The 21,274-nt window shown below is 74.6% G+C and carries 14 protein-coding genes; 6 read left to right on the top strand and 8 right to left on the bottom strand.

The window, feature by feature from the left end:
* Positions 1-109: 109 nt before the first annotated feature.
* A complete protein-coding gene (locus ACERM0_RS11345; protein ID WP_373678709.1) occupies positions 110-1,540 on the top strand; it encodes a DUF2254 domain-containing protein in 1,431 nt (476 codons plus the stop codon).
* A gap of 39 nt (positions 1,541-1,579) precedes the next feature.
* On the opposite strand, the gene rpsT is transcribed toward ACERM0_RS11345, so the two are convergent.
* The 4 genes from rpsT to ACERM0_RS11325 form a co-directional block, all read right to left on the bottom strand.
* Positions 1,580-1,840: a 30S ribosomal protein S20 gene (rpsT, locus tag ACERM0_RS11340; RefSeq protein WP_373678708.1), complete on the bottom strand. Its 261-nt coding sequence runs from the start codon at positions 1,838-1,840 to the stop codon at positions 1,580-1,582.
* Positions 1,841-2,016: 176 nt separating this feature from the next.
* On the bottom strand, positions 2,017-2,376 hold the full coding sequence (locus ACERM0_RS11335; RefSeq protein ID WP_373678707.1) for a hypothetical protein: 360 nt from the start codon (positions 2,374-2,376) through the stop codon (positions 2,017-2,019).
* Positions 2,377-2,519: 143 nt separating this feature from the next.
* A complete protein-coding gene (locus ACERM0_RS11330; RefSeq protein WP_373678706.1) occupies positions 2,520-5,876 on the bottom strand; it encodes a UvrD-helicase domain-containing protein in 3,357 nt (1,118 codons plus the stop codon).
* Positions 5,873-9,097: a PD-(D/E)XK nuclease family protein gene (locus ACERM0_RS11325; RefSeq protein WP_373678705.1), complete on the bottom strand. Its 3,225-nt coding sequence runs from the start codon at positions 9,095-9,097 to the stop codon at positions 5,873-5,875. Before ACERM0_RS11325 ends, ACERM0_RS11330 begins: the two co-directional genes overlap by 4 nt.
* A gap of 65 nt (positions 9,098-9,162) precedes the next feature.
* Here ACERM0_RS11325 and ACERM0_RS11320 point away from each other — a divergent pair, with 65 nt between their 5' ends.
* The 3 genes from ACERM0_RS11320 (at position 9,163) to ACERM0_RS11310 (ending at position 12,358) form a co-directional block, all read left to right on the top strand.
* Complete coding sequence (locus ACERM0_RS11320; protein ID WP_373678704.1) at positions 9,163-10,521, top strand: flavin-containing monooxygenase; 1,359 nt, start codon at positions 9,163-9,165, stop codon at positions 10,519-10,521.
* Between the two features lie 78 nt (positions 10,522-10,599).
* The gene (locus tag ACERM0_RS11315; protein WP_373678703.1) at positions 10,600-11,580 is read left to right on the top strand and encodes a Gfo/Idh/MocA family protein; all 981 of its coding nucleotides are present in this window, start codon (positions 10,600-10,602) and stop codon (positions 11,578-11,580) included.
* A 7-nt stretch (positions 11,581-11,587) separates the two neighbouring features.
* Complete coding sequence (locus tag ACERM0_RS11310; protein WP_373678702.1) at positions 11,588-12,358, top strand: hypothetical protein; 771 nt, start codon at positions 11,588-11,590, stop codon at positions 12,356-12,358.
* A 59-nt stretch (positions 12,359-12,417) separates the two neighbouring features.
* Here ACERM0_RS11310 and ACERM0_RS11305 read toward each other — a convergent pair whose 3' ends face one another.
* Positions 12,418-13,260, bottom strand: coding sequence for a hypothetical protein (locus ACERM0_RS11305; protein WP_373678701.1), 843 nt, complete (start codon positions 13,258-13,260; stop codon positions 12,418-12,420).
* A gap of 264 nt (positions 13,261-13,524) precedes the next feature.
* Between ACERM0_RS11305 and ACERM0_RS11300 the strand changes: the two genes are divergently transcribed.
* Positions 13,525-14,964: a sodium/glutamate symporter gene (locus ACERM0_RS11300; protein WP_373678700.1), complete on the top strand. Its 1,440-nt coding sequence runs from the start codon at positions 13,525-13,527 to the stop codon at positions 14,962-14,964.
* 767 nt (positions 14,965-15,731) lie between these two features.
* Positions 15,732-16,613, top strand: a complete 882-nt coding sequence (locus tag ACERM0_RS11295; protein WP_373678699.1) for a hypothetical protein — start codon at positions 15,732-15,734, stop codon at positions 16,611-16,613.
* 192 nt (positions 16,614-16,805) lie between these two features.
* On the opposite strand, the gene ACERM0_RS11290 is transcribed toward ACERM0_RS11295, so the two are convergent.
* The 3 genes from ACERM0_RS11290 to ACERM0_RS11280 form a co-directional block, all read right to left on the bottom strand.
* Complete coding sequence (locus ACERM0_RS11290; protein WP_373678698.1) at positions 16,806-18,338, bottom strand: phytoene desaturase family protein; 1,533 nt, start codon at positions 18,336-18,338, stop codon at positions 16,806-16,808.
* Positions 18,335-19,486, bottom strand: coding sequence for a hypothetical protein (locus ACERM0_RS11285; RefSeq protein WP_373678697.1), 1,152 nt, complete (start codon positions 19,484-19,486; stop codon positions 18,335-18,337). The genes ACERM0_RS11290 and ACERM0_RS11285 overlap by 4 nt, the downstream gene beginning before the upstream one ends.
* Before the next feature lie 240 nt (positions 19,487-19,726).
* Positions 19,727-21,130, bottom strand: coding sequence for a hypothetical protein (locus tag ACERM0_RS11280; protein WP_373678696.1), 1,404 nt, complete (start codon positions 21,128-21,130; stop codon positions 19,727-19,729).
* Positions 21,131-21,274: the final 144 nt, after the last annotated feature.

Genomic DNA, 21,274 nt, shown 5'->3' with positions numbered 1-21,274 from the left:
CGTGCGCCGGACGGCCGACGCGTGTCCGGCCGGCTGCGACCGGGGCCCCGCGGACAGGACGGCCCGTCGGCGTGCGGTCGTAGCCTCGGAGCGACGTCGGGGAGCCGGCATGGAGCGACCGCACCCCTCGAGGTACCTGCAGGCCTTCCGTTGGTACCGCCGCTCGCGGCTGTGGGTCGTCCCGAGCGTGGGCGCCGCCGCGGCGTTGGTGCTCGCCGCGGTCACGCTGACCGTGGACAACGTCGTCATCACCAACGGGGCGCCGTTCCCGTTCTTCAACGGTCAGCCCGACACGGCCCGGACGATCCTGTCGCTGATCGCCACGTCCATCGCCACGCTGACGGCGTTGGTGCTCACGGTCGTGGCCGTCGTCATCCAGCTGGCCACCCAGGCGCTCTCGCCGCGGGCCGTGCGGACCTTCCTGCAGGACGCGCACAGCCACCTGACCCTGGGCACGTTCGTCACGACGTTCACCTACGCGCTGGTCATCCTCCAGCAGTTCGCGCTCACCTACGACGACTTCGAGGCCAACAGCGTCACCAGCGTCTCGGTCAGCGTCGCGTTCGTGCTCGCGGTCCTCAGCCTCGGCATGTTCATCTCGTACGTCGACCACATCCTGCACGAGGCCCGGGTGACGTCGATCATCAACCGCATCGGCGACGAGACCCGCCAGGAGATCCTGCAGGGTTATCGCGACGCGACGGAGGCGCCGGCGGCCGTCCACGCCGAGGTCCCGGACCGCGACGCCGACGACGTGGTCCTGGCGCCGCACAACGGCGTCGTGCTGGAGATCGACGTCGGGAAGCTGCTGGAGACGGCCGAGCGCAGCGACGTGCTGGTCGTCATGGTCCCCGCCGTGGGGGACTTCATCCCCACGGACGGGCGCCTGTTCGAGGTGTACGGCGACCACCGGGTCGACCGCGATCGGCTACTGGACACCGTGGTGATCGACGCCGAGCGCTCCATCACCCAGGACGTGCCGTTCGGGTTCCGGCTGCTGATCGACATCGCCGCGCGCTCGCTGTCACCCAGCGTCAACGATCCCACCACGGCCACCCAGGTGGTCGACGAGCTCCACGACCTGCTGCGGCTGTTGGGTTCACGCTCCTTCCCGACCGGGTGGCACGCCGACACGGGCGGCACCCCTCGCCTGTGCGTACCGCAGCCGACCTGGGACCTCTACGTCGCGCTCGCCTTCGAGGAGATCCGACACGACGCGCGCGACTCGCTGCAGGTCGTCCGCCGACTCCAGGCCGCGCTCGAGGACCTGCTCGCGTACCTGCCCGAGGACCGCCATCCGCCGCTGCGACGCCAGCGCCGGCTGCTCGACGAGACCGTCGCGGGCTCGTTCGCGTTGGAGGCCGAACAGCAGGCGGCCCGACACGCCGACCGGCAGGGGATCGGGTCGGGTGGTGGCTTCTCATCCGACGGCGAGGACGTGGCGGGCGGGGACGGTCAGCGCGTCGCCACACCCGCTGTTGAGGCCACCGAGCCGGTGGTCGCGCCGTCGCCCGCAGACACGGAAAAGGCGCCCCCGTAGGGGCGCCTTCTGTGCTGTCGCGGCCGCGAGGGCGGCGCGTCAGATGTTCTGGAGGCGCTTGGCCATACCGGACTTGCGGTTGGCGGCGTTGTTGCGGTGGATGACGCCCTTGCTGGCGGCCTTGTCCAGCGCACGCGAGGCGTCGGCGAACGCCGCCTCGGCCGCGGGCTTGTCGCCGGCCTCGACGGCGGTCTGGAACTTCTTGGTGAAGGTCTTCAGCCGCGAACGGACCGCCTTGTTGCGCTGGTGGCGCGCCTCGTTCTGGCGGTTGCGCTTGATCTGGGACTTGATGTTGGCCATGGCGGAGGGCTCGTCTCGTTCTCGTGCGGGTCGGCGCAGCCGCGCGCTCGGTGGTTCGCGCTCGCCTTCGAAGGTTTGACGTGGCGGACGTGCGAACCGGCGCAGCAGGACCACGACCGGTGCGGGCCGAGCGGGCAAGGTACCAGCGCCGCCCGGGGTCGGGCAACCGGGCCCGCTCACGGCTCCGGCGGATCCTCGATCATGCGGTGCCGCGGGCAGCGCCGTTCGGCGGCCGTGTCGGCGGTGTGCTCGAACGGGCAGCCCCACACGCTGCGACGCCAGGCGCCGGCGACCAACCAGTAGATCGTCAGCAGCCACACGACGGTGATGAGGAAGGCGAGGACGAGGCCGCCACTGCTGACGGCCAACTCGCCCGTGAGCGCCACCCACGCCAGGCGCACGAACTGGAATGCGGTGATGCCGGCCAGGCCGACGGCCAGGCCGAGCCACAGCCCGTCACGCCAGCCGCCGGCCGGGCGCGGCCCGCGGCTGCGTGGGTCGCCGGGGCGTGGGGCGGCGGTCGGTCGTCCCTCCACGCCTCACCCCGCCTTCGTCGCACGCGCCGGACCCGCGCCCACGGTAGCGCGCGCCGCCGGGGCGGCCGCCCTGCGCGCGTCCCGGCGGGCCGGCGCCGGGCCGGCCGCCGGAGTTGCTGCCCACCGGGCCACCGCGTCGCAGATCACACCGCGGTGGCGGCCTCCTCGAGGACCCGGGCGACGGCGGCCGCGGCGGCCGGCACGTCGTCGAGCTCGCGTTCGATGGCGCCCTCGGGCGTCAGGAACAGGAACACCACGCGACGCACCGGCTCGCCGACGGCGCGCTCGACCGCCAGCGCGTAGGCGCCGCCCTGCCACCGGTAGCGCTCGAGCCGTTGGTCGAGGTCGCGGGCGCTGCTGGCGGTCTTGTGGTCGACCACGACCAGGCCCCCGTCGGCGTCGCGGTAGAGCAGGTCGAGGTAACCCTCCAGGGTCGTGTCACCGACCGTGGTGGCGACGTAGGTCTCGCGCCAGCGTGGCCGCTGGGCGGCCTCGCGGATCGAAGCGCTGCCGAGTGCGGCGCGGGCGAGGGCGACCACGTCGTCGAGGCGGTCCTCCACGCCCTCGGCCGCGACCTGTGCCCGGGCGGCCGCCTCCAGACCCGCGCCGGTGGCCAGGTCGACGGTCTGCAGTACGGCGTGCACGGCGCGACCGACGGCCGTGCCGTAGCGGCCCTTGTTCCAGGCCGGCAGGTCGAGGTCTCGGGGGCCCTTCTGCAGCCCGGCCTCCACCTCGTCGCCGGCCGGTACCGCGAGCGCCTCGACGCCCGAGGCGCCGACGCTGCGCGGGCGGCTGCTGGCCTTCAGGGAGGCGTCGCGCTGCGCCCGCCAGGTGGCGAGGTCGGGGACCGGCGTGACGGCACCGTCACCTGCTGCCGGTGGGGGCAGATGGCGCAGCGACGGCGGCTGCGTGAGCGCGACGGCGGTGGGGGCACCCGCAGTCGCCTCGGCGAGCAGTTGCGCGTTGCTGGCGCTGGGACGGTCCTTCGGTGGCTTCGCGGGCCGGTGCAACGACACCACGAGGTGGTCCTGGGCGCGGGTGCAGGCGACGTACAGCAGCCGCAGCCGCTCGTGGTAGCTGAGCTGCTCGTCGATCGGCTTGAACGCCTCGTACTCCTCGGTGGCCACGTCGGAGCCGACCTTGAGGGCGACCGGTCCGTGCGGCGGCCAGGCGACCCCGACCCGGTCGCGGCGCGTCTGCGGGCGGGTGGTGGTGCCGCTGAGGATCGTGATGGGGAACTGCAGCCCCTTGGAGGCGTGGATCGTCATGAGCCGGACGGCGTCCTCGTCGGTCTCCGGCAGGACGGTCTCCGACACACGGGCGGACTCGGAGGCCTGCAGCCGGGCCCAGGCGAGGTACTGGCGCAGCGTGCCGCCCTCGGTCTCCGACCACGCGCGGGCCTGGTCGATGACGAACCGCAGCCGTCGCCACAGGTCCTGAGGGTGGCCGAGCACGTGCCCGAGCTCGAACAGGCGTCGCTCGCGGGCGAGCCGGTCGAGCAGTTCGCTGGGGGTCGCCCACACCGCCTCGTCGGCCAGTCGGCGCAGCAGCGTGAGGGCCACGGCGACCGGGTGGTCCGGTGGGGCGTCGTCGGGCAGACGGCGGCCGAGGTCGAGCCGGCCGCCATGCTGGCGGGTCCAGGTCACCAGGTCGTCGTCGCCGCAGCCGAACAGCGGCGAGCGCAGCGCCGCGACCAGCGACAGCTGGTCGGTCGGATCGCCCAGGGCCCGCAGGGCGGTCAGCAGGTCACGGATCTCGCGCGTGGCGTAGACCAGCGAGCTGGCCTCGGCGCGGTAGGGGATCCGGCGCCGCTCGAGCGCGCGTTCCAGCGCGGACAGCGACGTGCGGGCCGGCAGCAGGATCGTGACGTCCCCGGGTCGGGCGTCCCGCCACGATTCGCCGTCGCGCACCTGCCACGGGCTGGACGGGTCGAGCGCCCGCAGCACCGTGTCGGCCACGTCGTCGGCCTCGCGTTCGCGCAGGTCCTCGGCCTGCGGATCGTCGGGGTGTGGCTCCATCCCCAGCAGCCCGACGCCCGGGCCGCGCGGCGCGTCGTGGCGTCCCGGCGCCGCATCCAGCGGCTGGTACTCGGGCTGGGCACCAGGCTGGGGGCGGATGAGCTCGCCGAAGACGTGGTTGACCCACCCCAGCAAGCCGGGGGCCGACCGGAAGTTCGTCGTGAGGCGCACGGGCTCGTCGCCGGCGAACCGCTCGCGGGCGGCGAGGAACAGGCCGATGTCGGCCCGGCGGAAGCGATAGATGGACTGCTTGGGGTCGCCGACGAAGAACAGCCGTCCGGGTTCGGCCTCCAGCTCCTGCCACGGTCGCTCGCCGGCGTCCGCCTGCGCGCTGGCGAGCAGGACCGCCAGCTCGATCTGGATCGGGTCCGTGTCCTGGAACTCGTCGAGCAGCAGCACGCGATAGCGATCGCGCAGCGCGGCGCGCACCTGGTCGTCCGGGTCCCGGCGCAGCAGGTCACGTGCAAGCACCAGCAGGTCGTGGAATTCCAGCCGGCCGCTGCGCCGCCGGTCGGCGGCCGCCTCCAGGGTCTGCGTGCGCACGAGCAGGGACAGCCGGCGCAGCACGTCCACGGCCACGGTCCCGGACAACCGCGCCGCCTCCTCGACGGCCGCTTGGAGCCGGTCCTTGGTGCCGGCGAGATCGGGCCAGTTCGCCTTCTGTCCGAACCGGAAGCCCTTCACCCGGCGCAGCAGGTCGAGCGCCGCGCCCTCGTCGGTGGCGGTGGACAGCTGTTCGACCAGTGGTGCCAGTTGGTCGCACAGCCAGAGGTGGAACTTGTCCTTGCCGGGGGCGGTGCAGTCGCCGCGCTCGTCGAGGACCGCCTGCAGGCCGGCGAGGACCGGGCCGACGTCGACGCGCGGCGGTTCCTGCGGCTCCCACGGGAAGCGGTCCGGGTCGGCGACCAGGTCCCAGTCGCGGCCGAACGCCAGTGCCATCGCGCGCAGGTCCTGCAGCCGGATCCCGCAGGCGTCGGAGAGCAGGATGGTGCGCTCGAGCGCGGGATCGTCCAGCAGCGCGTCGCGGAAGCGCCGCCAGCGCTCCTCGAACTCGATGCCGGAGGCGACTTCGTCGAGCACCTCGACGTTGGGGGGCAGCTGCGCCTCGATCGGATGCTCGGTCAGCAGCCGCTGGGCGAAGGCGTGCAGCGTGCCGATGGCCGCGGCATCGACCTGGTCGGCGGCCTCCCGGAATCGGGTGGCACGGGCCGGGTCGTCGTCGCGGGCGTGGCGCTCGCACGCCTGTCGGATGCGGTCGCGCAGTTCGGTCGCGGCCTTCTCCGTGAAGGTGATCGCGGCAATCCGGGCCAGCTCCACCCCGTCGTCGACCAGGGCGACGACCCGGTCGACCAGCGCGGTGGTCTTGCCCGAGCCGGCGCCGGCCTCCACGAACAGGGTGCGCCGCAGCCCGTCGCCGATCTCGCCGCGGATCAGCCGGCGGGCGGCGGTGTCGGGCAGCTCGGGCGTGGCGGTGGTGCTCATGCCGGCTCCTCGGCGGTGTCGGTCGCCGGCTCCTCGGCGGTGTCAGCGGCCGGGGCGTCGTCGGGGACGGCGCCGGGCTCCGCGAGCCGGACGTAGGTCCGCAGCCGTTCGTGCTGCCGCAGTCGTTCCCAGTCGCGGTAGGCGTCGGCGAGTCCGAGACCGTCGTGGTCGCAGTGCTCACAGCTGGGCCAGGGGCTGGAGGTGGGCCGCTCGATGCGGGCGGGGAAGTGGCCGGCCTGGATGCCGTCGAGCGCCACGCGCAGTACGTGACGGAACCGGTCCACGACCGCGTCGGTCAGCGGGTAGCCGATGCGCTTCCAGCCGCCCTTGTGCGACGTGAACCAGTAGTCCGCCCGCACGGTGACGTCGGGCCCGTACGCGGCCCGGGCCGCCAGGCCGTACGTCGGCAGCTGCAGCTTGCGCCCGTCGGCGTCGGGCGCCTGCTCCGACAGGGTGGAGAAGCTGCGCGGGCTGCCGTGCTTGTAGTCGGTGACGACCAGCCCGCCGCGGACGTCGCGGTCCAGCCGGTCGATCTTGCCACGCAACCGGACGGTGCGCCCGTCACCGAGGTCGACCTCCAGCGAGGCCTGCGTGCCGATGCCGAAGGCGTGCTCGGCGCCGACCGCCGTGGCGCCCAGTTCCGCGCGCCGCTCGTCGTCGCGCGCGGGGAAGGCCGCCAGCTCCGCCAGGAGCCGTTCGCGCTCGCGTGCCCACAGCCGCGGATGGCCGGTCAACCCGCCGTCCTCGTAGGCCTGGCAGCGCCGCCGGGCGGCGGCGGCCAGCCGGTCGCGGGCGGCGTCGCTCCAGGGCTGGTCGTGCGCCGGTACCCCGTGCTGCAGCTCGCCGAGCAGCCACTCCTCGAGCACCTCGTGGACGAGGTTGCCCTTCTGCATCGGGGTGATCGTGAGCTCTTCCTCGGGCTCCTCCAGCGGGTTCACCCGCAGCACCTGTCGCAGCAGGTAGGCGTGCGGGCAGCCGACGTACAGCTCGAGCGCGGTCGGCGACACGATCCCGCCGGCCGGGTCGGGCAGCAGGTCGCGCACCATGCCGAGGTCGCCGTCGAAGCGGGTGAAGTCGTCGCTGGCCCGGGCCAGCACCAGCTCGGCGCCGGCACGCAACGCCGGATCCCCGGCCACCAGCGGGTGCCGTTCCGGGGTGACGCCGTCGCGGCGCCCGTCGGCGAGCTGCCGCAGCCGGTGCTCGGTCGCGGTGGCCGGGAAGGCGGCGTGGCCGACGCGGGCGGCGAACGACGGCACGTGCACGAACCAGTCCGGCGCACCCGGTCCTGGCGGCGGCAGCTGCCGGCGGCCTTCGGGGTCCAGGACCTCCACCGTGTCCAGCAGCCACCGTGAAGGCACCAGCTCCGCGCTGCGGCGCAGGTCGCCGCGCGGGGCGACCAGGATGCGACGCCGCGCGGCATGGGCCAGCGCCACCAGCAGGTGGCGGTGCTCGACGTCGACGTGCTCGGTGCGGCGCGGCAGTTCGTCGTCGGTACGGGCACGCTCGCGGTCCGGCAGCAGCGAGTCCTCGCGCGGCCGCGTCGGGGTGACGCCCTCGGCCAGCCCCAACACGACCACCACGTCGAGGTCGACGCCCAGCGCGGAGGTCAGCGGCCCGACCAGCACCCCTTCCCCGAACCGGCCCGAGCGGCCGAGGTCGGTCTCCAGCTCCAGTTCCAGGGTCCGCCGAAACGTGTCCGGGTCGGCATCACCGTCCGCGACGCCGTCCAGCGCGCCCAGCCGGTCGATGGCGGCGGCGACGGCCTCGGCGGCGGCACGCTCGGTCTCCGGCCAGCGCTGCCAGGCGTCCTCGCCGCCGAGGAAGCGGTCCAGCAACCCGTGGGCCCAGTCGCGCAGCGCCGCCCAGCCCTCGGCGCCGCGGCCGGCCTCGACGGCGTCGGCGAACTCCTCGACGAAGGCGCGCAACGACTCCGCGTCCGCGGCCTCGCGGCGCAGGCGTTCGACGAGCCAGTCGCGCTGGTCGTCCGGATCGGCCTCGACCAGGTCGGCGTCCTTGCGCCGGCTGCGTGCGAGGTGGTCGAGGTGGTCGCGCCACTGCGCGCGGCCGCGGACCACGCCGGCCTCGCGGCTGACCCGCTCCCACCAGGCGACCGGGACCCGGCGGCCGTCGCGCCGGCGGACCGGCGCCCCGGCCAGCACCGCGAACACGTCCTCGCGGCGCCAGCCACGTGCGGGCAGGTCGAGGACGTCGAGGAGCCAGCGCCCCAGCAGCCGGTCCGTCAGCGGCCGGACCGCCCGGCCGAAGGACGGGATGCCGGCCGCCTCCAGGTGCTCGGCCACGAGCCGGGCATACGGGCGGTCGGACGGGTAGAGCACCGCGATGCGCTCGAGGGGGATCCCGTCGCGGCTGGCGTCGACGACCGACGCGACGGCGATGCGTGCCTCCTCGTCGGCGTCGGAGACGCTGACCACCCGGGTGCCGACCGGCCTGCGGACGGCGCCGGCGTCGTCGGGCGGCTCCAGTCCCAGCAGCCGCAGGGCGCGGTCGACGTCGCGGTCCGCACCGCGAGCGCCGGTGCGGCCGGCCAGCACCTCGACGTCCGTCACCTGGCCGAGGGCCCGCAGCAGGCGCGCCGCCGCGGGGCCCAGGCGCTGCGGCAGGTGGACGAGCACACGGCCGAGTTCGGCGACGATGCCGCCCCCCGCCTCCACGGCGGCGGTCGCGGCGGCCAGTAGCGCCGGCTCGTCGTACCAGTCGTCGGCCAGGCGGTCCTGCACGGCGCGATGGACCCGCACCACGTCGGCAGCGCGCCGCGAGCTGGCGGCCAGCCGGTCCAGCGCGGCGGGGGAGCAGTCGGACAGCTCACGGTGCGCGCGCACCAGCGACGCCTCGGTCGCGGGGTGCTGGGCCACCGCCTCGAACAGCCCCGGCTCCTTGGACAGCACCCCGCGCACGGCGGCGGCCACGATCGGGGTGGAGACCGGCCGTCGGCCGGCGAGGGCCAGCGACGGGGCACCGAGTAGCTCGGCCAGCCGGTACACGGTCAGCAGGGTCAGCCCGGCGACACCGACGCCGCGGTCGCTGACGGCACCGAGCCCACCGGTCGCCAGCCGTCGGCGGATCGCGACACCGACCGAGTTGGTCGGTACGACGACGGTGACCGGCGCGAGCGGGTCGTCGGCCTTCGCGGCCCGCACCAGCTCACGCAGGCGGTCCTCGGCGGCCGGGCCGTAGGCGGTCGTGTGCAGTGAGATCCCCATGGGTTCGCACGCTACTGGTCGGCTGTGACACGCTTGCGGCAACGGCGACGGCGGGAGGGGCGCACGTGCGGTTGGCGAGCGACGCGCGCATCGGCGTGATCGGGGCCGGCCCGTCCGGGCTGGCGGCCGTCAAGGCGCTGCTCGACGAAGGCTTCACCGACGTCGTGGTCTGGGACCGCGGCAGCCGGGTCGGCGGCAACTGGGTCTTCGACGCCGACTCGGGACACTCGTCGGTGTTCGAGACCACCCACATCATCTCGTCGAAGGACTTCTCGCAGTACCACGACTTCCCGATGCCCGACGCCTACCCCGACTATCCCGGACACGCGCAGCTGGCGGCCTACTTCCAGGCCTACGCCGACCACTTCGGCCTCGAGCGGTTCGTGCGCTTCCGCACGCTCGTCGAACGCTGCGAGCCCCGCGCCGACGGTGGCTGGCAGGTCGCCCTGCGCGACGAGGCGACCGGTCAGACCTCCCACGACGAGGTGGCCTACCTGGTGGTCGCCAACGGCCACCACTGGCAGCCGCGCTGGCCCGACTACCCGGGGCGGTTCACCGGCACCTACCTCCACAGCCACGACTTCAAGCGCGCCGAGCCGTTCGCCGGCCAGCGGGTGCTGGTGATCGGCGGCGGCAACTCCGCCTGCGACGTCGCCGTGGAGACCTCGCGGGTCTCCGCGCACACCGACATCTCCATGCGCCGCGGGTACTGGATCGTGCCGAAGTTCCTGTTCGGCCGACCCACCGACCACATCCACCACACGACCATCCAGCGCTTCGGCTGGGTGCCGCTGCGGCTGCGGCAGAAGGCGTTCGAGCTGCTGCTGAAGGTGCTCGTCGGGCCCAACGAGCGCTATGGCATGCCGGTGCCCGACCACCCCATCTTCGCCACCCACCCGACGCTGAACTCCGAACTGCACTACTTCCTGCGCCACGGCGAGGTGACCGCCCGTCCCGACGTCGCCCGCTTCGAGGGCCGGACCGTGCACTTCGTCGACGGCACCAGCGCCGACTACGACGCCGTGGTGGCGTGCACGGGCTTCCGGATCGCCCACCCCTTCTTCGACCCCGGCCTGCTCGACTACTCGCGCGGGCCGGTGCCGCTGTACCTGAAGATGCTGCCGGCCGACGTGGCCGACGTCGCCTTCGTCGGACTCTTCCAGCCGTTCGGCTGCATCTGGCCGGCCGCGGAGCTGCAGGCCAAGATCCTCGCCCGCGGCCTCGCCGGCCGCTGGCAGCCGCCCAAGGACCTGCGCCGGGCGATCGCGCAGGAGCTGCGCCATCCCGACGTGCCGCAGATCGACACCCCGCGTCACACCGTGACCGTGGACGAGCCGCGCTTCCGTCGGCGCCTGCTGGCCCACCTGCCCGACGACTTCGTGCGCCGCGAGCCGGTGGCGCCGGTGGCGGCGGGCCGCGAGTAGCGTCACCGCCTGAAGACGCGTTCCGCGACCCGCGGACGGCGAGACGCGAACGGCGTCACGCGGACACGAGGGGCGGCCATGACACTGCGCTGGGGGATCCTGGGCACCGGCGACATCGCCCGGGCCATGGCGGCGGCCGTCCGCGCCCGCGGCGGCGAGGTGACCGCGGTCGCCTCGGCCGACCTCGCCCGGGCACGCGCCTTCGCCGACGAGCACGGCGTCCTCAACGTCTACGGGCGCCATCACGACCTGCTCGCCCGGCCCGAGGACGTCGACGTCGTCTACGTCGCGACCACCAACGACCGCCACCACCTCGACGCCCATGCCTGCATCGAGGCGGGCGTGCCCGCGCTGGTGGAGAAGCCGTTCACGCTCGACCTCGAACGAGCCGAGGAGGTCGCGGCGGCGGCCCGCACGGCCGGCGTGTTCGTGATGGAGGCGATGTGGATGCGCTTCCAGCCCGCCTTCGAGGAGGCGGAGCGGCGGATCGCCGCCGGCCAGGTCGGCGAGCCGCTGCTGGTGCAGGCCGACTTCGGCATCGCCGCGGTGCCCGACCGCGACCGGCGCTGGTTCGCCCGCGAGCTGGGCGGCGGCGCGCTCCTCGACGTCGGGATCTACCCGTTGACGCTGGTCACCTCGCTGCTGGGCACCCCGACCCAGGCGTTCGCGCTGGGCGAACTGGCGGACACCGGCGTGGACGCCAGCGTCAGCGTCGCGATGCGGCACGGCGAGGGCCGGCTCTCGTCGTGGTCGTGCTCGTTCGTCGCCGACACGGGCATCGAGGCGACGATCGCCGGCAGCGAGGGCAGCCTGCGCATCCACGGCCCGTTCCACCACGCGGGCCGGCTCAGCCTGCGCCGGCGCGATACCGTCGTCGAGGAACACGACCTGCACGGGGCCCAGGCCGGCTACGAGCACGAGGTCGACGAGGTGGTGCGTTGCCTCGAGGCCGGCCGCACGGAGAGCGAGCGCATGCCGTTGGCGCTGACGCTCACCACGATGCGTTGGCTCGACGAGCTGCGCCGGCAGGTCGGCGTCGTCTACCCCCACGAGGACTGAACCGCGCGTGTCGTTTCCCCGCCGTGCCCGCCCCGGCGTGCTGCTCTTGTCCGTCCTGGTCGCAGTGGTCGTTGTGGCCGCACTGCTCGTCGGTGCCGCCGGCCCGGCCGTGGCCACGACCTCCTCGCCGCTACCGAGCCACGTCCACGACGAGGCGCTGCCCGGTCCGATCGACGCGCCGGCGCCGCGCGAGTACCAGCGCGAGTGCCACCCGGAGCCGCAGCCCGGGGTCGAGGCGTTCCGGGACCTGGTCCTGGACGCCTACCGGGGCCGCGACGGGGGCATCGTGCGGGCCTGCGACGTGGGTGGCCGCAGCGAGCACAAGGAGGGGCGCGGCTGGGACTGGATGCTCGACGCGTCCGACCCCGCCGACGCGGCCGCGGCGGCCGAGGTGCTGGACTGGCTGCTGGCCACCGACGAGGACGGCAACGCGCACGCGATGGCCCGCCGGCTCGGGGTCATGTACGTGATCTGGGACGGCGAGATCTGGTCGGCGGCGCGCGCGGGCGAGGGCTGGCGGCCCTACCACGGCGCGAGCCCGCACACCGACCACGTGCACTTCAGCTTCTCGTGGGCCGGCGCCCGGCAGGAGACCTCGTTCTGGCAGCCGCTCGCGGAGGAGGACGTGCGTCTCGCCGGCGCCGCCGACGAGGGTCCGGGATGGCGGACCGCGGCCGTGGTGGTCGCCACGTTGGGCGTCGTGGCCGCCACGCATCGGCGCCGCCGCGACGAGGCCGCGCCGGAGGTTGCGGCCACCCGTCGGGCGCAGCGCCCCTGAGCCGCGCAGCGTCCTGAGCGCGCCGCCGTTCACACCGCTTCGTCAGCTGCACGTCGTCGTCAGCGCCCGTGACCGCGCGAGCGCCCGTCGGGGTCGTCGCCGTCGCGGCGCCTGACCCGTCGCGGCGCCGGCCGGTGATGGCGGCGCTGCCACTCCAGCAGCCCCAGCGCGGCGGCCACCGTCGCCGCCAGTGTCAGGGCGGCCGGGACGAGCACGCCTTCCTCGGCGGTGGGACCGGTGGCCAGTTCGGCGAACTGGCAGGCCTCGCCGCGGCCGGCGCCGGGGCGGTCGTCGCCGATCGGGCCGGCCTCGCCCGGACCTTCGCCGTCGTCCACGACGTGGACGGTCAGCACCAGGTCCCCGCCGCGCTCACCGGGCTGGCAGGCCGCGGCGACCGCGATCCCGGTTGCCGCCCGGTCCAGCAGGACGTCGCGGTCGCCGGCGCTGGCCAGCCAGCCGGCGACCGCCTCGCCGCTGCGGGTACCGGTGCCGAGCCGCACGTGCAGTTCCCGCGCAGTGACCGCGTCGCCGCCGTAGACGTCGGCCAGGTCGTGCTCGGGGGTCGCCTCGCGCAGCCGTGCCTCGTTGGCGGTGCGCACGTGCTCGTCCTCGAGCAGGCTCAGCAGCGGCATGCTGTTCGCGCGCCGCTCGGCGTTCACGAAGGCGACCACGTCCTCGGCGATGCGGGCCTCGAGACCCGGGTCGACCGGCGTCTGGGTCGCCTCCGCCGCCCGGGGGCCTCGCTCGACCACTTCCAGGTCCACGGCGTCGGCCTGCTCGACACCGCCGAGCACGACCCATGCCACCGCACCCGCCAGGAGGGCGAGTGCGAGAAGGGCGAAGGCGAGGCGGTCGGCGCGCGAGGAACCGGCGGACCGCCGGTCCGCGGGGGACGTTTTCATCGTGTCCGTTACGGGTTCGGGTGAGTTCGTGTGCGTCGATCCCGAGCGTCGGCAGCATCCGTCGCGAACGGTGCCCGGCGCCGCTGCCGAACGGACGAGCCGCGTGGGTGGGGCCTGGCCGGACCCCGGCTGCCCGGCCGGGCCGGGTGTGCGCCGCGCGCAACTAGCGTCCCCCGCCGCGAAGTCGGGGGGCCGCCAGGACGCGCCCGCTCGAGCCGGGCGGCCGCCAGGGCGCGCCCGCCGACCGACACCCGAGGGAGAGCCGTGTCCGGTGAGGTGATTGGGTTCGCGTTGCTGCTGGTGGGCCTGCTGCTGGTCGTCAGCAAGCTCGTCCGCGTCAAGTCACGTGTCGCGCAGAAGCTGTTCCTGCCGAGCTCCATCATCGGCGGTGGCATCGCGCTGCTGCTCGGTCCCGACCTGCTCGGCAACCTCGCGGCCGCCGTCGGCTATGACGGCTTCGCCGAGGCCGGCCTGTTCGGCGAGGACGTGCTGGAGGTGTGGGGCGAGCTACCGGGGCTGCTGATCAGCATCGTGTTCGCGACGCTGTTCCTCGGCGAGCGCATCCCGCGCCCACGCGAGGCGGGCCGACTGGCCGGACCGCAGCTGTCGCTCGGCATCACCATGGCCAGCGGGCAGTACGTGGTCGGCCTGCTGCTCGGCCTGCTCGTCCTGGCGCCCGTCTTCGGGCTGCCGGCCATGGCGGGGGCGCTGATCGAGGTCGGCTTCGAGGGTGGTCACGGCACCGCGGCCGGGCTCGGCTCGACGTTCGAGGACCTCGGCTTCGCGGAGGGCACCGACCTCGCGCTCGGGCTCGCGACCGTCGGCGTCGTGTCGGGCGTGGTGCTCGGCATCGCGCTCATCAACTGGGCGGTGCGGTCCGGCCGGACCTCGCTGCTGCAGGAGGACGCCGAGGCATCGCTGGCACAGCAGCGCGGGCTGTTCGAGCGCGAGGACCGGCGGGCCGCCGCGACGCTGACGGTGCGACCGGCCTCGATCGAGCCGCTGGCGATCCACTTCGGCATCGTCGCGCTGGCCGTGCTGATCGGCCAGGCGATCCTGTCCGGCCTGCAGGCACTCGAGCAGGCGCTCTGGGTCGACACGGTCGAGCTGTTCGAGTACGTGCCGCTGTTCCCGCTGGCGATGATCGGTGGTGTGCTCGTCCAGCTCGGCATCGACCGCTGGGACCGCCACCAGGTCGTCGACCGGCTGATGATGGTGCGCATCCAGGGACTCGCCCTCGACGTGCTGATCGTCACCGCGCTGGCGACGCTGTCGCTGCAGGTCCTGGCCGACAACCTGGTGCCGTTCCTGCTGCTCGCCGGCCTCGGGGTGGCCTGGAACGTCGGCGTGTTCCTGCTGCTCGCGCGGCGGATCATCCCCGAGTTCTGGTTCGAGCGCGGCATCGGGGACCTGGGTCAGTCGCTGGGCGTGACCGCCACCGGCCTGATCCTCATGCGGGTCGCCGACCCCGACAACAAGACGCCCGCCTACGAAGCGTTCGGCTACAAGCAGCTCGGCTTCGAGCCGTTCTTCGGCGGCGGGCTGATCACGGCCGCGTCCGTGCCCCTGATCGCGCAGTTCGGGGCCGTGCCGATGCTGGTCGTGATGAGCGTGCTGCTGGTGCTCAGCGCCGGGGTCGGCGTGTTCCACTTCGGACGCAAGGAACCGGACCGCGAGGTGCTCGCCCGGGCCGAGAGTCCCTGACACGACCGTGGCCTCCGGACCGCGAGGTGCCCGACCGCGGCGAGAGCCCCGGACACGACAGCGGCCCCGGTGCCTCGAGGACACCGGGGCCGCCGCTTCGCGTCAGGCGCTTCTTCGAGTACCTGGCGCCCGTCCGGTCACCGGCTCCGAGGAACCAGCCACCGTCCGGTTCGCGGTCGGGGCCTCGCCGTCCCGAGGGACTGCGACACCTGCCTCCCGCTGCACCGACCGCTGCGGCGGCGGTGCGGCCCGGCGACCAGGCGCAGTGGTCGTCGAGCTGACGTCGCGGCCTCCTCGTCGCCCGCCTTCTGCCAGCCGGCCTCGCGGCCGGGCGGCCTCCGGCGTCGCCGTCGGTGCCTCGTCGTCGTCGGCACCCGACCCTGGCGGGCCGCGTACCCACCACGAGGTCCTGCACCGGCTCTCGTGGCGTCCGATCGGGGAGTTCCGCAGTGCCGTTCCCGACCGGCGAGGGGAACCGTACGCAGGGGCGGCGGACGGCGTCCAGGGGTTCGCCGCAAGTCACACCCAAGACACAGGCTGTCCACGGCTTGTCCCCAGGTTGTCCCCGGAACCTGTGCGGCAGCGCGCACGACCGGCGCGTACAGGCGCGCTGTGGACACCGTGTGGACGCGGTGTGGACGGCGTCCCGACGCGTCGGCAGCCGGGTGGGACCGCCGCCTCGGATGCGGCGACCGGTCGCGGTACGGTGCCGTTCGTGAGCATTCGGCGCACGGGCGCCGGGTACCTCGAGCACGTGGAGGCCAGGCATGAGCAGCGGCGAGGGTCCCGACGAGTTCGCCACCCGGCGCGTGCCACGACCCGATGCCCCGCCACCCGCCGACGCCACCCGCCGTGTCGATCGGCCCGACCAGCCGCCGCCGGACGCCACCCAGCGCATCGACCCGGCCGACCTCGACAACGAGCGCACCCGGGCCCTGGGCGACGAGGCGACGGGGCAGCGGCCGGCGCTGTCCTACGAGCAGCCCTGGTACGGCGACCAGCCGGCGACCGGTGCCGCCGACACCATGACCGCCGAGGACGAGGCCCTGGCCGCCGAGGAGGCCGAGCGCCAGGCCGCCGAGGAGAAGAAGGAGCGTCGCCGACGCGACCTGATGATCGGGCTGGTCGGCGCCGTGCTCGGGTTCGCGCTCGCGTTCGTCATCGTCGCGCTGGCGACCGGCGGCGACGACACCGAGCAGGCCGCCGAGGACGAGCGCGTCCTGGCCCTGGAGTCCGACGTCGCCGAACGCGACGCCCGGATCGAGGAGCTCGAGGCGCAGCTGGCCGAGGCCGAGGCGGCCGCCGGTGACCGCGACGAGGACGTCGCCCGCCAGCAGGAGGCGCTGGACGAGCGGTCCGCGGCGCTGGAGGACCGTGCCGCGCGGCTGGACCAGCGCGGCGAGCAGCTCGACGAGCGTGAGCTGGCGCTGAACGAGCGTGAGCAGGAGCTCGACCAGCGCGAGCGGGAGCTCGACCAGCAGCCGCCGGCGGACGAGCCCGCCGACCAGCCGGCCGACGGCGACGGCGCCGGGGATGGCGGCGGTGATGGCGGCGGTGGCGTCGACCTGCCGCAGATCGACGACGAGGCGGTCGACAACTTCGTCGAGCGCGTGCTCGACCGCATCCGCGACCTGTTCGGCGGCAACTGACCCCGCCACCCGTCATCGGGCCCGGCATCCGCGGTTTCCGTCGCGGGCGACGGGAAGCCCTTGTGCCGGGCGCGTCCCGGCCGGCGACGCGGGACGGTTTCCGCCGCGGGCGACGGAAAACCTCGTGGCGGCCGCGTCCCGGCCGGCGAGGCGGGACGGTTTCCGTCGCGGGCGACGGGAACCCCTCGTGGGTCAGAGCCAGCGGCGCAGGCGGCCCTCGGCGAGGGCGAGGCGGGCGGCGCCGTGGCCGCAGGCGCCGTGGACCGCGCCGCCGGGGAAGGTCGCGGCCGAGCCGAGGTACAGCCCCCGCACGGGGGTGCGGTAGGGCGACAGGCTCGGGACCGGCCGGAACACCAGCTGGTCGATCGCGTACGACCCGCCGCCGACGTCGCCACCCGGCAGGTTGTCGTTGCGCGACTCGAGGTCCTTCGGGCCCAGCACGTGGCGGGCCAGGACACGGTCGCCGAAGCCGGGCGCGAACCGTTCGACCTGGGCGGTGATCCGGTCGGCGAACGCATCGACGCCGTCCGCGTCGAAGCGGTGCGACTGCGGCACCCGCGTGTAGGCCCAGGCGGTGTGCTTGCCCTCGGGGGCACGGGTGGGGTCGGCCAGCGACTGCTGGCCCAGCAGCAGGAACGGCCGCTCCGGCAGCTCGTCGTCGCGGACGGTGCGCTGCGCGTCGACCAGGTCGGCGAGGTGCCCGCCGACGTGGACGGTGCCGGCCGTGCGCGGCTCGTCGGCGCTCCAGGGGATCGGCCCGTCCAGCGCCCAGTCCACCTTCACGGTGGCGGGTCCGTAGCGGTAGCGCTGCAGCCGGGCGCGGTACTCGCTGCCGAGCGCGTCACCGGCCAGCGCCATCAGCCCGGCCGGCAGCACGTCGGCGACGACCACGTTGGCCCGCAGCCGCTCGCCGCCCACCAGCTCGACGCCGGCCGTGCGGCGGCCCGCGGTGACGACCCGGGCCACGCGGCTGTTCACACGCAGGGTGCCGCCGAGGTGCTGGAAGTAGCCGGCGAGCGCGTCGGCCAGGGCCTGCGCCCCGCCACGCGGCGACGGCCAGCCGACCGCGTGCCCGAGCAGCTGCAGGTACGTGCCGGTGATGGCACTGCCGGCGTCGTCGGCGGCGACGTCGCCGTGCAGGCACGAGCCGGCGAGCCACGCCTGCGCCCGTTCCCCGCCGAACAGCTCGGTGGAGAAGGCCCGCGCCGAGGCGAGGATCACGCGGGCGAACTCGAGCGTGCCCTGGATGCCGTGGCGGGCGAGCAGTCCCGCGGGGCCCACGATCGGGAACCATCCGCCGATCAGCGTGCGTCGCAGCTGCGGGAAGACGTCCAGCAGCGGGCCGGCGAACGCCTCCCAGGCCGCGCCGTCCCCGGGGTGCTGGGCGTCCAGCGAGGCGGCGGTGCGCTCGAGCGAGCGGTGCAGCGCGACGGCGCTGCCGTCGGGGAACGGGTGCGCCATCGCGACCGGCGGCTGGATCCAGTCGAGCCCGAAGTCGGCCAGCGGCCAGCGCGCGAACACCGGCGAGGCGGCCGCGGCGGGATAGACGCTGGAGAACGTGTCGTGCCGGAAGCCGGGAAGCGTCAGTTCCTCGGTGCGCACGGCCCCGCCCGGCGCGTCGGCCGCCTCGCACAGCACGACGTCGCGGCCGGCCTCGGCCAGGGTGATCGCGGCGGCCAGGCCGTTGGGCCCGGCACCGATGACGATGGCGTCGTGGCGTGTCACCGGTGGACCCCCTGGGTGGCCTCGACGGCGTCGGCGAGCTGGTGCAGCACCGACTCTTCGGGTTCGCCCATGCCCCAGAAGGCGTGCTGGCTGTAGCGGCCGATGCCGGCGTAGAGCCGGTCGAGGTGCCAGTCGAGCGGGTCCCAGTTGCCGGCCGCGCGGACCCACGCGTTGCCGTCCGCGACGAAGACCAGCAGCCGGTTGCGTGCCCGGCCCAGGAAGTGGCCGGCATGGGTCGTCAGCTCGATCAGCGCGACCGGGCGGGCCCCGTCGGGGAGCGGCAACGGATCGTAGGGGGCGTAGCGGCCGAACGACTCGTTGAGCTGCGCCGTGTACGCGTCCAGCGCGTCGCCGGCGGTCAGGACCTCGGTGACCGTGACGTAGGCGCGCAGCAGCATCGGCAGCGGACCGACCGGTTCCCCGATCACCTCGATCTCGAACGTCTGCCCGTCGAGGCTGCCCGAACGCACGGGCGTGAACCGCCCCAACGCCGAACCGTAGTCGGGCCAGGTCTCCGGCCGGCCCAGCAGCGCCAGCGCCCGGTCCGCCGCCGGCTCGTCGCCGAGCTTGACGGCCGGGTAGGTGTGCCAGGTCTGGTCGGCCGGCGGCGCGGTGGGCGGGGTGATCCCCCCCAGCTTGGCGTGGTCCAGCCGCAGTTCGGGCAGGTAGGCCTCGCGGTCGGCCACCTCGGGGAAGGCGATGCCGTAGGCGCGCCGCTCGGGGTCGTCCCAGGAGTCGAGGAACCCGTCGCCGAACAGGCGGGCGGCGCCCTCGCGCAACTGGACCTGGTTGAGCGTGCCGCGGGGGCTGTCGTGGTCGTCGATGAACCGTTCGCGCCCGAAGGCGCGGTGGAAGGCCGAGACGTCGCCGGCGTGCAGGCGGCGGGCACCCGTGCGGTGCCAACGGGTGGTCAGGATCCCGAACGCCAGCCGCAGGTCGGCGGTGGTGCGCTGCACGGGATCGCGGCGGTAGTAGGCGGCGTTGAGGAAGTCGGTGATCCAGCCGGCCGCGCTCGGGCCGGCGATGGAGGTGCCGCTCATGCCGGCGAAGCGGGCCGAGGGCAGACGTCGAAGTCCCCGGACCGCCAGGGCGCCGCCGGCGGCGGCCAGGGCGAGCTTGCCGAAGGACGGGTTGGACGACGACGACATCGTGCGACCTCGATCGTGGGGCGGCGCGGCTCGGTCCACGCTAGGCCCCCGCGGGCGGACACCGAGAAGGTTGCCCGGCCGCCCGGCCGGTGTCGAAGGGCGGCGGTGCCGGCGATGCCGACGGTGCCGGCCAGCGCGGCTCACTCCCGGCCCGGCCCGCCTCGACGCACGACGAATCGAGGGCCGGTGGCGGGACGACCACCGGCCCTCGACGGACCCCGAGGAACGAAGGGTGCGCGTCTACCGGGAAGGACAGCGCACGTAGGGGTCCTCGTCGGACAGCCAACTCTCGCCGAGGAACGCGTAGGTGTTCCAGTAGGCGAAGCGGGCCTCGAACAGCGTGGTCATGAAGGTGCAGGTGTCGGCGTCCTTCGTGCGGGTCGGCTCGCCCGCCACGCCGAGCCGTGCGAGCAGTTCCTCGACGACACCACGGTCCGGGTCGGCGCTCAGCAGCCCCCAACCCGCCGTCAGCCACGGCGCCGGATCCAGGATCGGGGTGCCGACGGCGTCGAGCGGGCTGCCGAATGCCAACGGGTCCCACTCCTCCAGGGCGGGGTAGGCGGCGGCTTCCTCCAGCGCCCGGCGCACCTGCCAGTTGTTCAGGCGGAGCCCGTCGCCCGCGACCAGCAACCGCTCGTCGCCCGTGATGCCGCCGACGTGCCCGGCGGCCCGCCGTGCGGCGAGGATCCCGAGGGAGGCCACGCCAGCACCGGTCGGCGTAGCGAAGCTCGTGCCGGCCACCTCCCGCCGGCCGGACTGGCAGTCCATGCAGTAGGGCAGGTCCTGCACGAAGGCACCGAGGAAGTCGGAGGCCGTGCCCGAGAGGTGCTGGCGGCCGCGGGTGTCGTGCTCCTGGAAGCCGGCCACGCCGATCGACCACCACGGCCCCCCCGTCGAGTCGATCGGGGACAGCGCGGGGCTGTTGTCGACCGCGCCGAAGTGCAGCTTGCCGTTGCCGACGACGCCGGTGTGGCTGAACGACAGGTGCTCGGGCAGCGGCGGGCTGCCGATCGGTCCGTAGCTGGTGGTGACCACGTCGACGGCGGGGTGGGTGAAGGCCCATTCCTCGCTGGCGTCGGTGATGCCCTCCACGAGCACGACCACGGCCTCGGGGTTGGCCTCGAGCACGGCCGCGGCCACGCCGACGCCGTGGGCGGACTTCTCCGGACCCGGCCGCAGCGGTGTCCGGGTGCTGGTGTCGAAGGAGATGCCGATGACGTTGGTGCCGGCGAACCAGTACGGCACGCCGGGCTGCACGGCGTCCCACTGCGCCGTGTCGGCGGCGAGGTCGGCGGCCACGTCCCCGGTCCGCGTCAGGTGCAGCACCTGGTCGTCGCCGATGCCGAACTCCGCCAGCACGTCGGGGGTCACTCCCGTCGGCGGGGCGTCGGACGGGTAGGGGCCGTCACCGCCGGCGTGGAAGAACTCGTGGTAGGGGTTGGTGCCGGAGTCGATCGCCGCCACGACCACCCGCGGCGCGCTGACGTCCTCGGCCGGGTCGTTCCCCGGCGTGCCGGGGCCACCGGGCGCGTGGGGTGGTGGGCCGCCAGCGTGGCCCGGACGGTGGTGCGCCGCGGCAGGCTGCGCCACGACGACGGCCAGCGCCACGGCGGTGGCCAGGACGGACAGGTGACGGCGGCGCACCTCGGACGACCTCCCAGTCGCGGCCGCCCCGCGCGCGGGTGCGGCGGGCGGTCCGGGAAAGGAGTTCGCCGTCGCGGTCGTCCGCTCCTGCCGCGGTGTGACCGGCTCCGTAGAGTCACGCCCCACGATCCGCCTACGCCCGAC

Origin of the sequence: Egicoccus sp. AB-alg2 (genome assembly GCF_041821065.1) — a bacterium.
Taxonomy (GTDB): domain Bacteria; phylum Actinomycetota; class Nitriliruptoria; order Nitriliruptorales; family Nitriliruptoraceae; genus Egicoccus.
The sequence above is the reverse complement of the archived record's forward strand: the minus strand, read 5'-3'. Positions and strand labels throughout refer to the sequence as shown.

What these genes read in the sequence shown, in the direction of transcription:
- ACERM0_RS11345 (WP_373678709.1), top strand. Translation starts at nt 110, where the DNA reads ATGGAGCGACCGCACCCCTCGAGGTACCTGCAGGCCTTCCGTTGGTAC.
- rpsT (WP_373678708.1), bottom strand. Translation starts at nt 1,840, where the DNA reads ATGGCCAACATCAAGTCCCAGATCAAGCGCAACCGCCAGAACGAGGCG.
- ACERM0_RS11330 (WP_373678706.1), bottom strand. Translation starts at nt 5,876, where the DNA reads ATGAGCACCACCGCCACGCCCGAGCTGCCCGACACCGCCGCCCGCCGG.
- ACERM0_RS11325 (WP_373678705.1), bottom strand. Translation starts at nt 9,097, where the DNA reads ATGGGGATCTCACTGCACACGACCGCCTACGGCCCGGCCGCCGAGGAC.
- ACERM0_RS11315 (WP_373678703.1), top strand. Translation starts at nt 10,600, where the DNA reads ATGACACTGCGCTGGGGGATCCTGGGCACCGGCGACATCGCCCGGGCC.
- ACERM0_RS11305 (WP_373678701.1), bottom strand. Translation starts at nt 13,260, where the DNA reads ATGAAAACGTCCCCCGCGGACCGGCGGTCCGCCGGTTCCTCGCGCGCC.
- ACERM0_RS11295 (WP_373678699.1), top strand. Translation starts at nt 15,732, where the DNA reads ATGAGCAGCGGCGAGGGTCCCGACGAGTTCGCCACCCGGCGCGTGCCA.
- ACERM0_RS11285 (WP_373678697.1), bottom strand. Translation starts at nt 19,486, where the DNA reads ATGTCGTCGTCGTCCAACCCGTCCTTCGGCAAGCTCGCCCTGGCCGCC.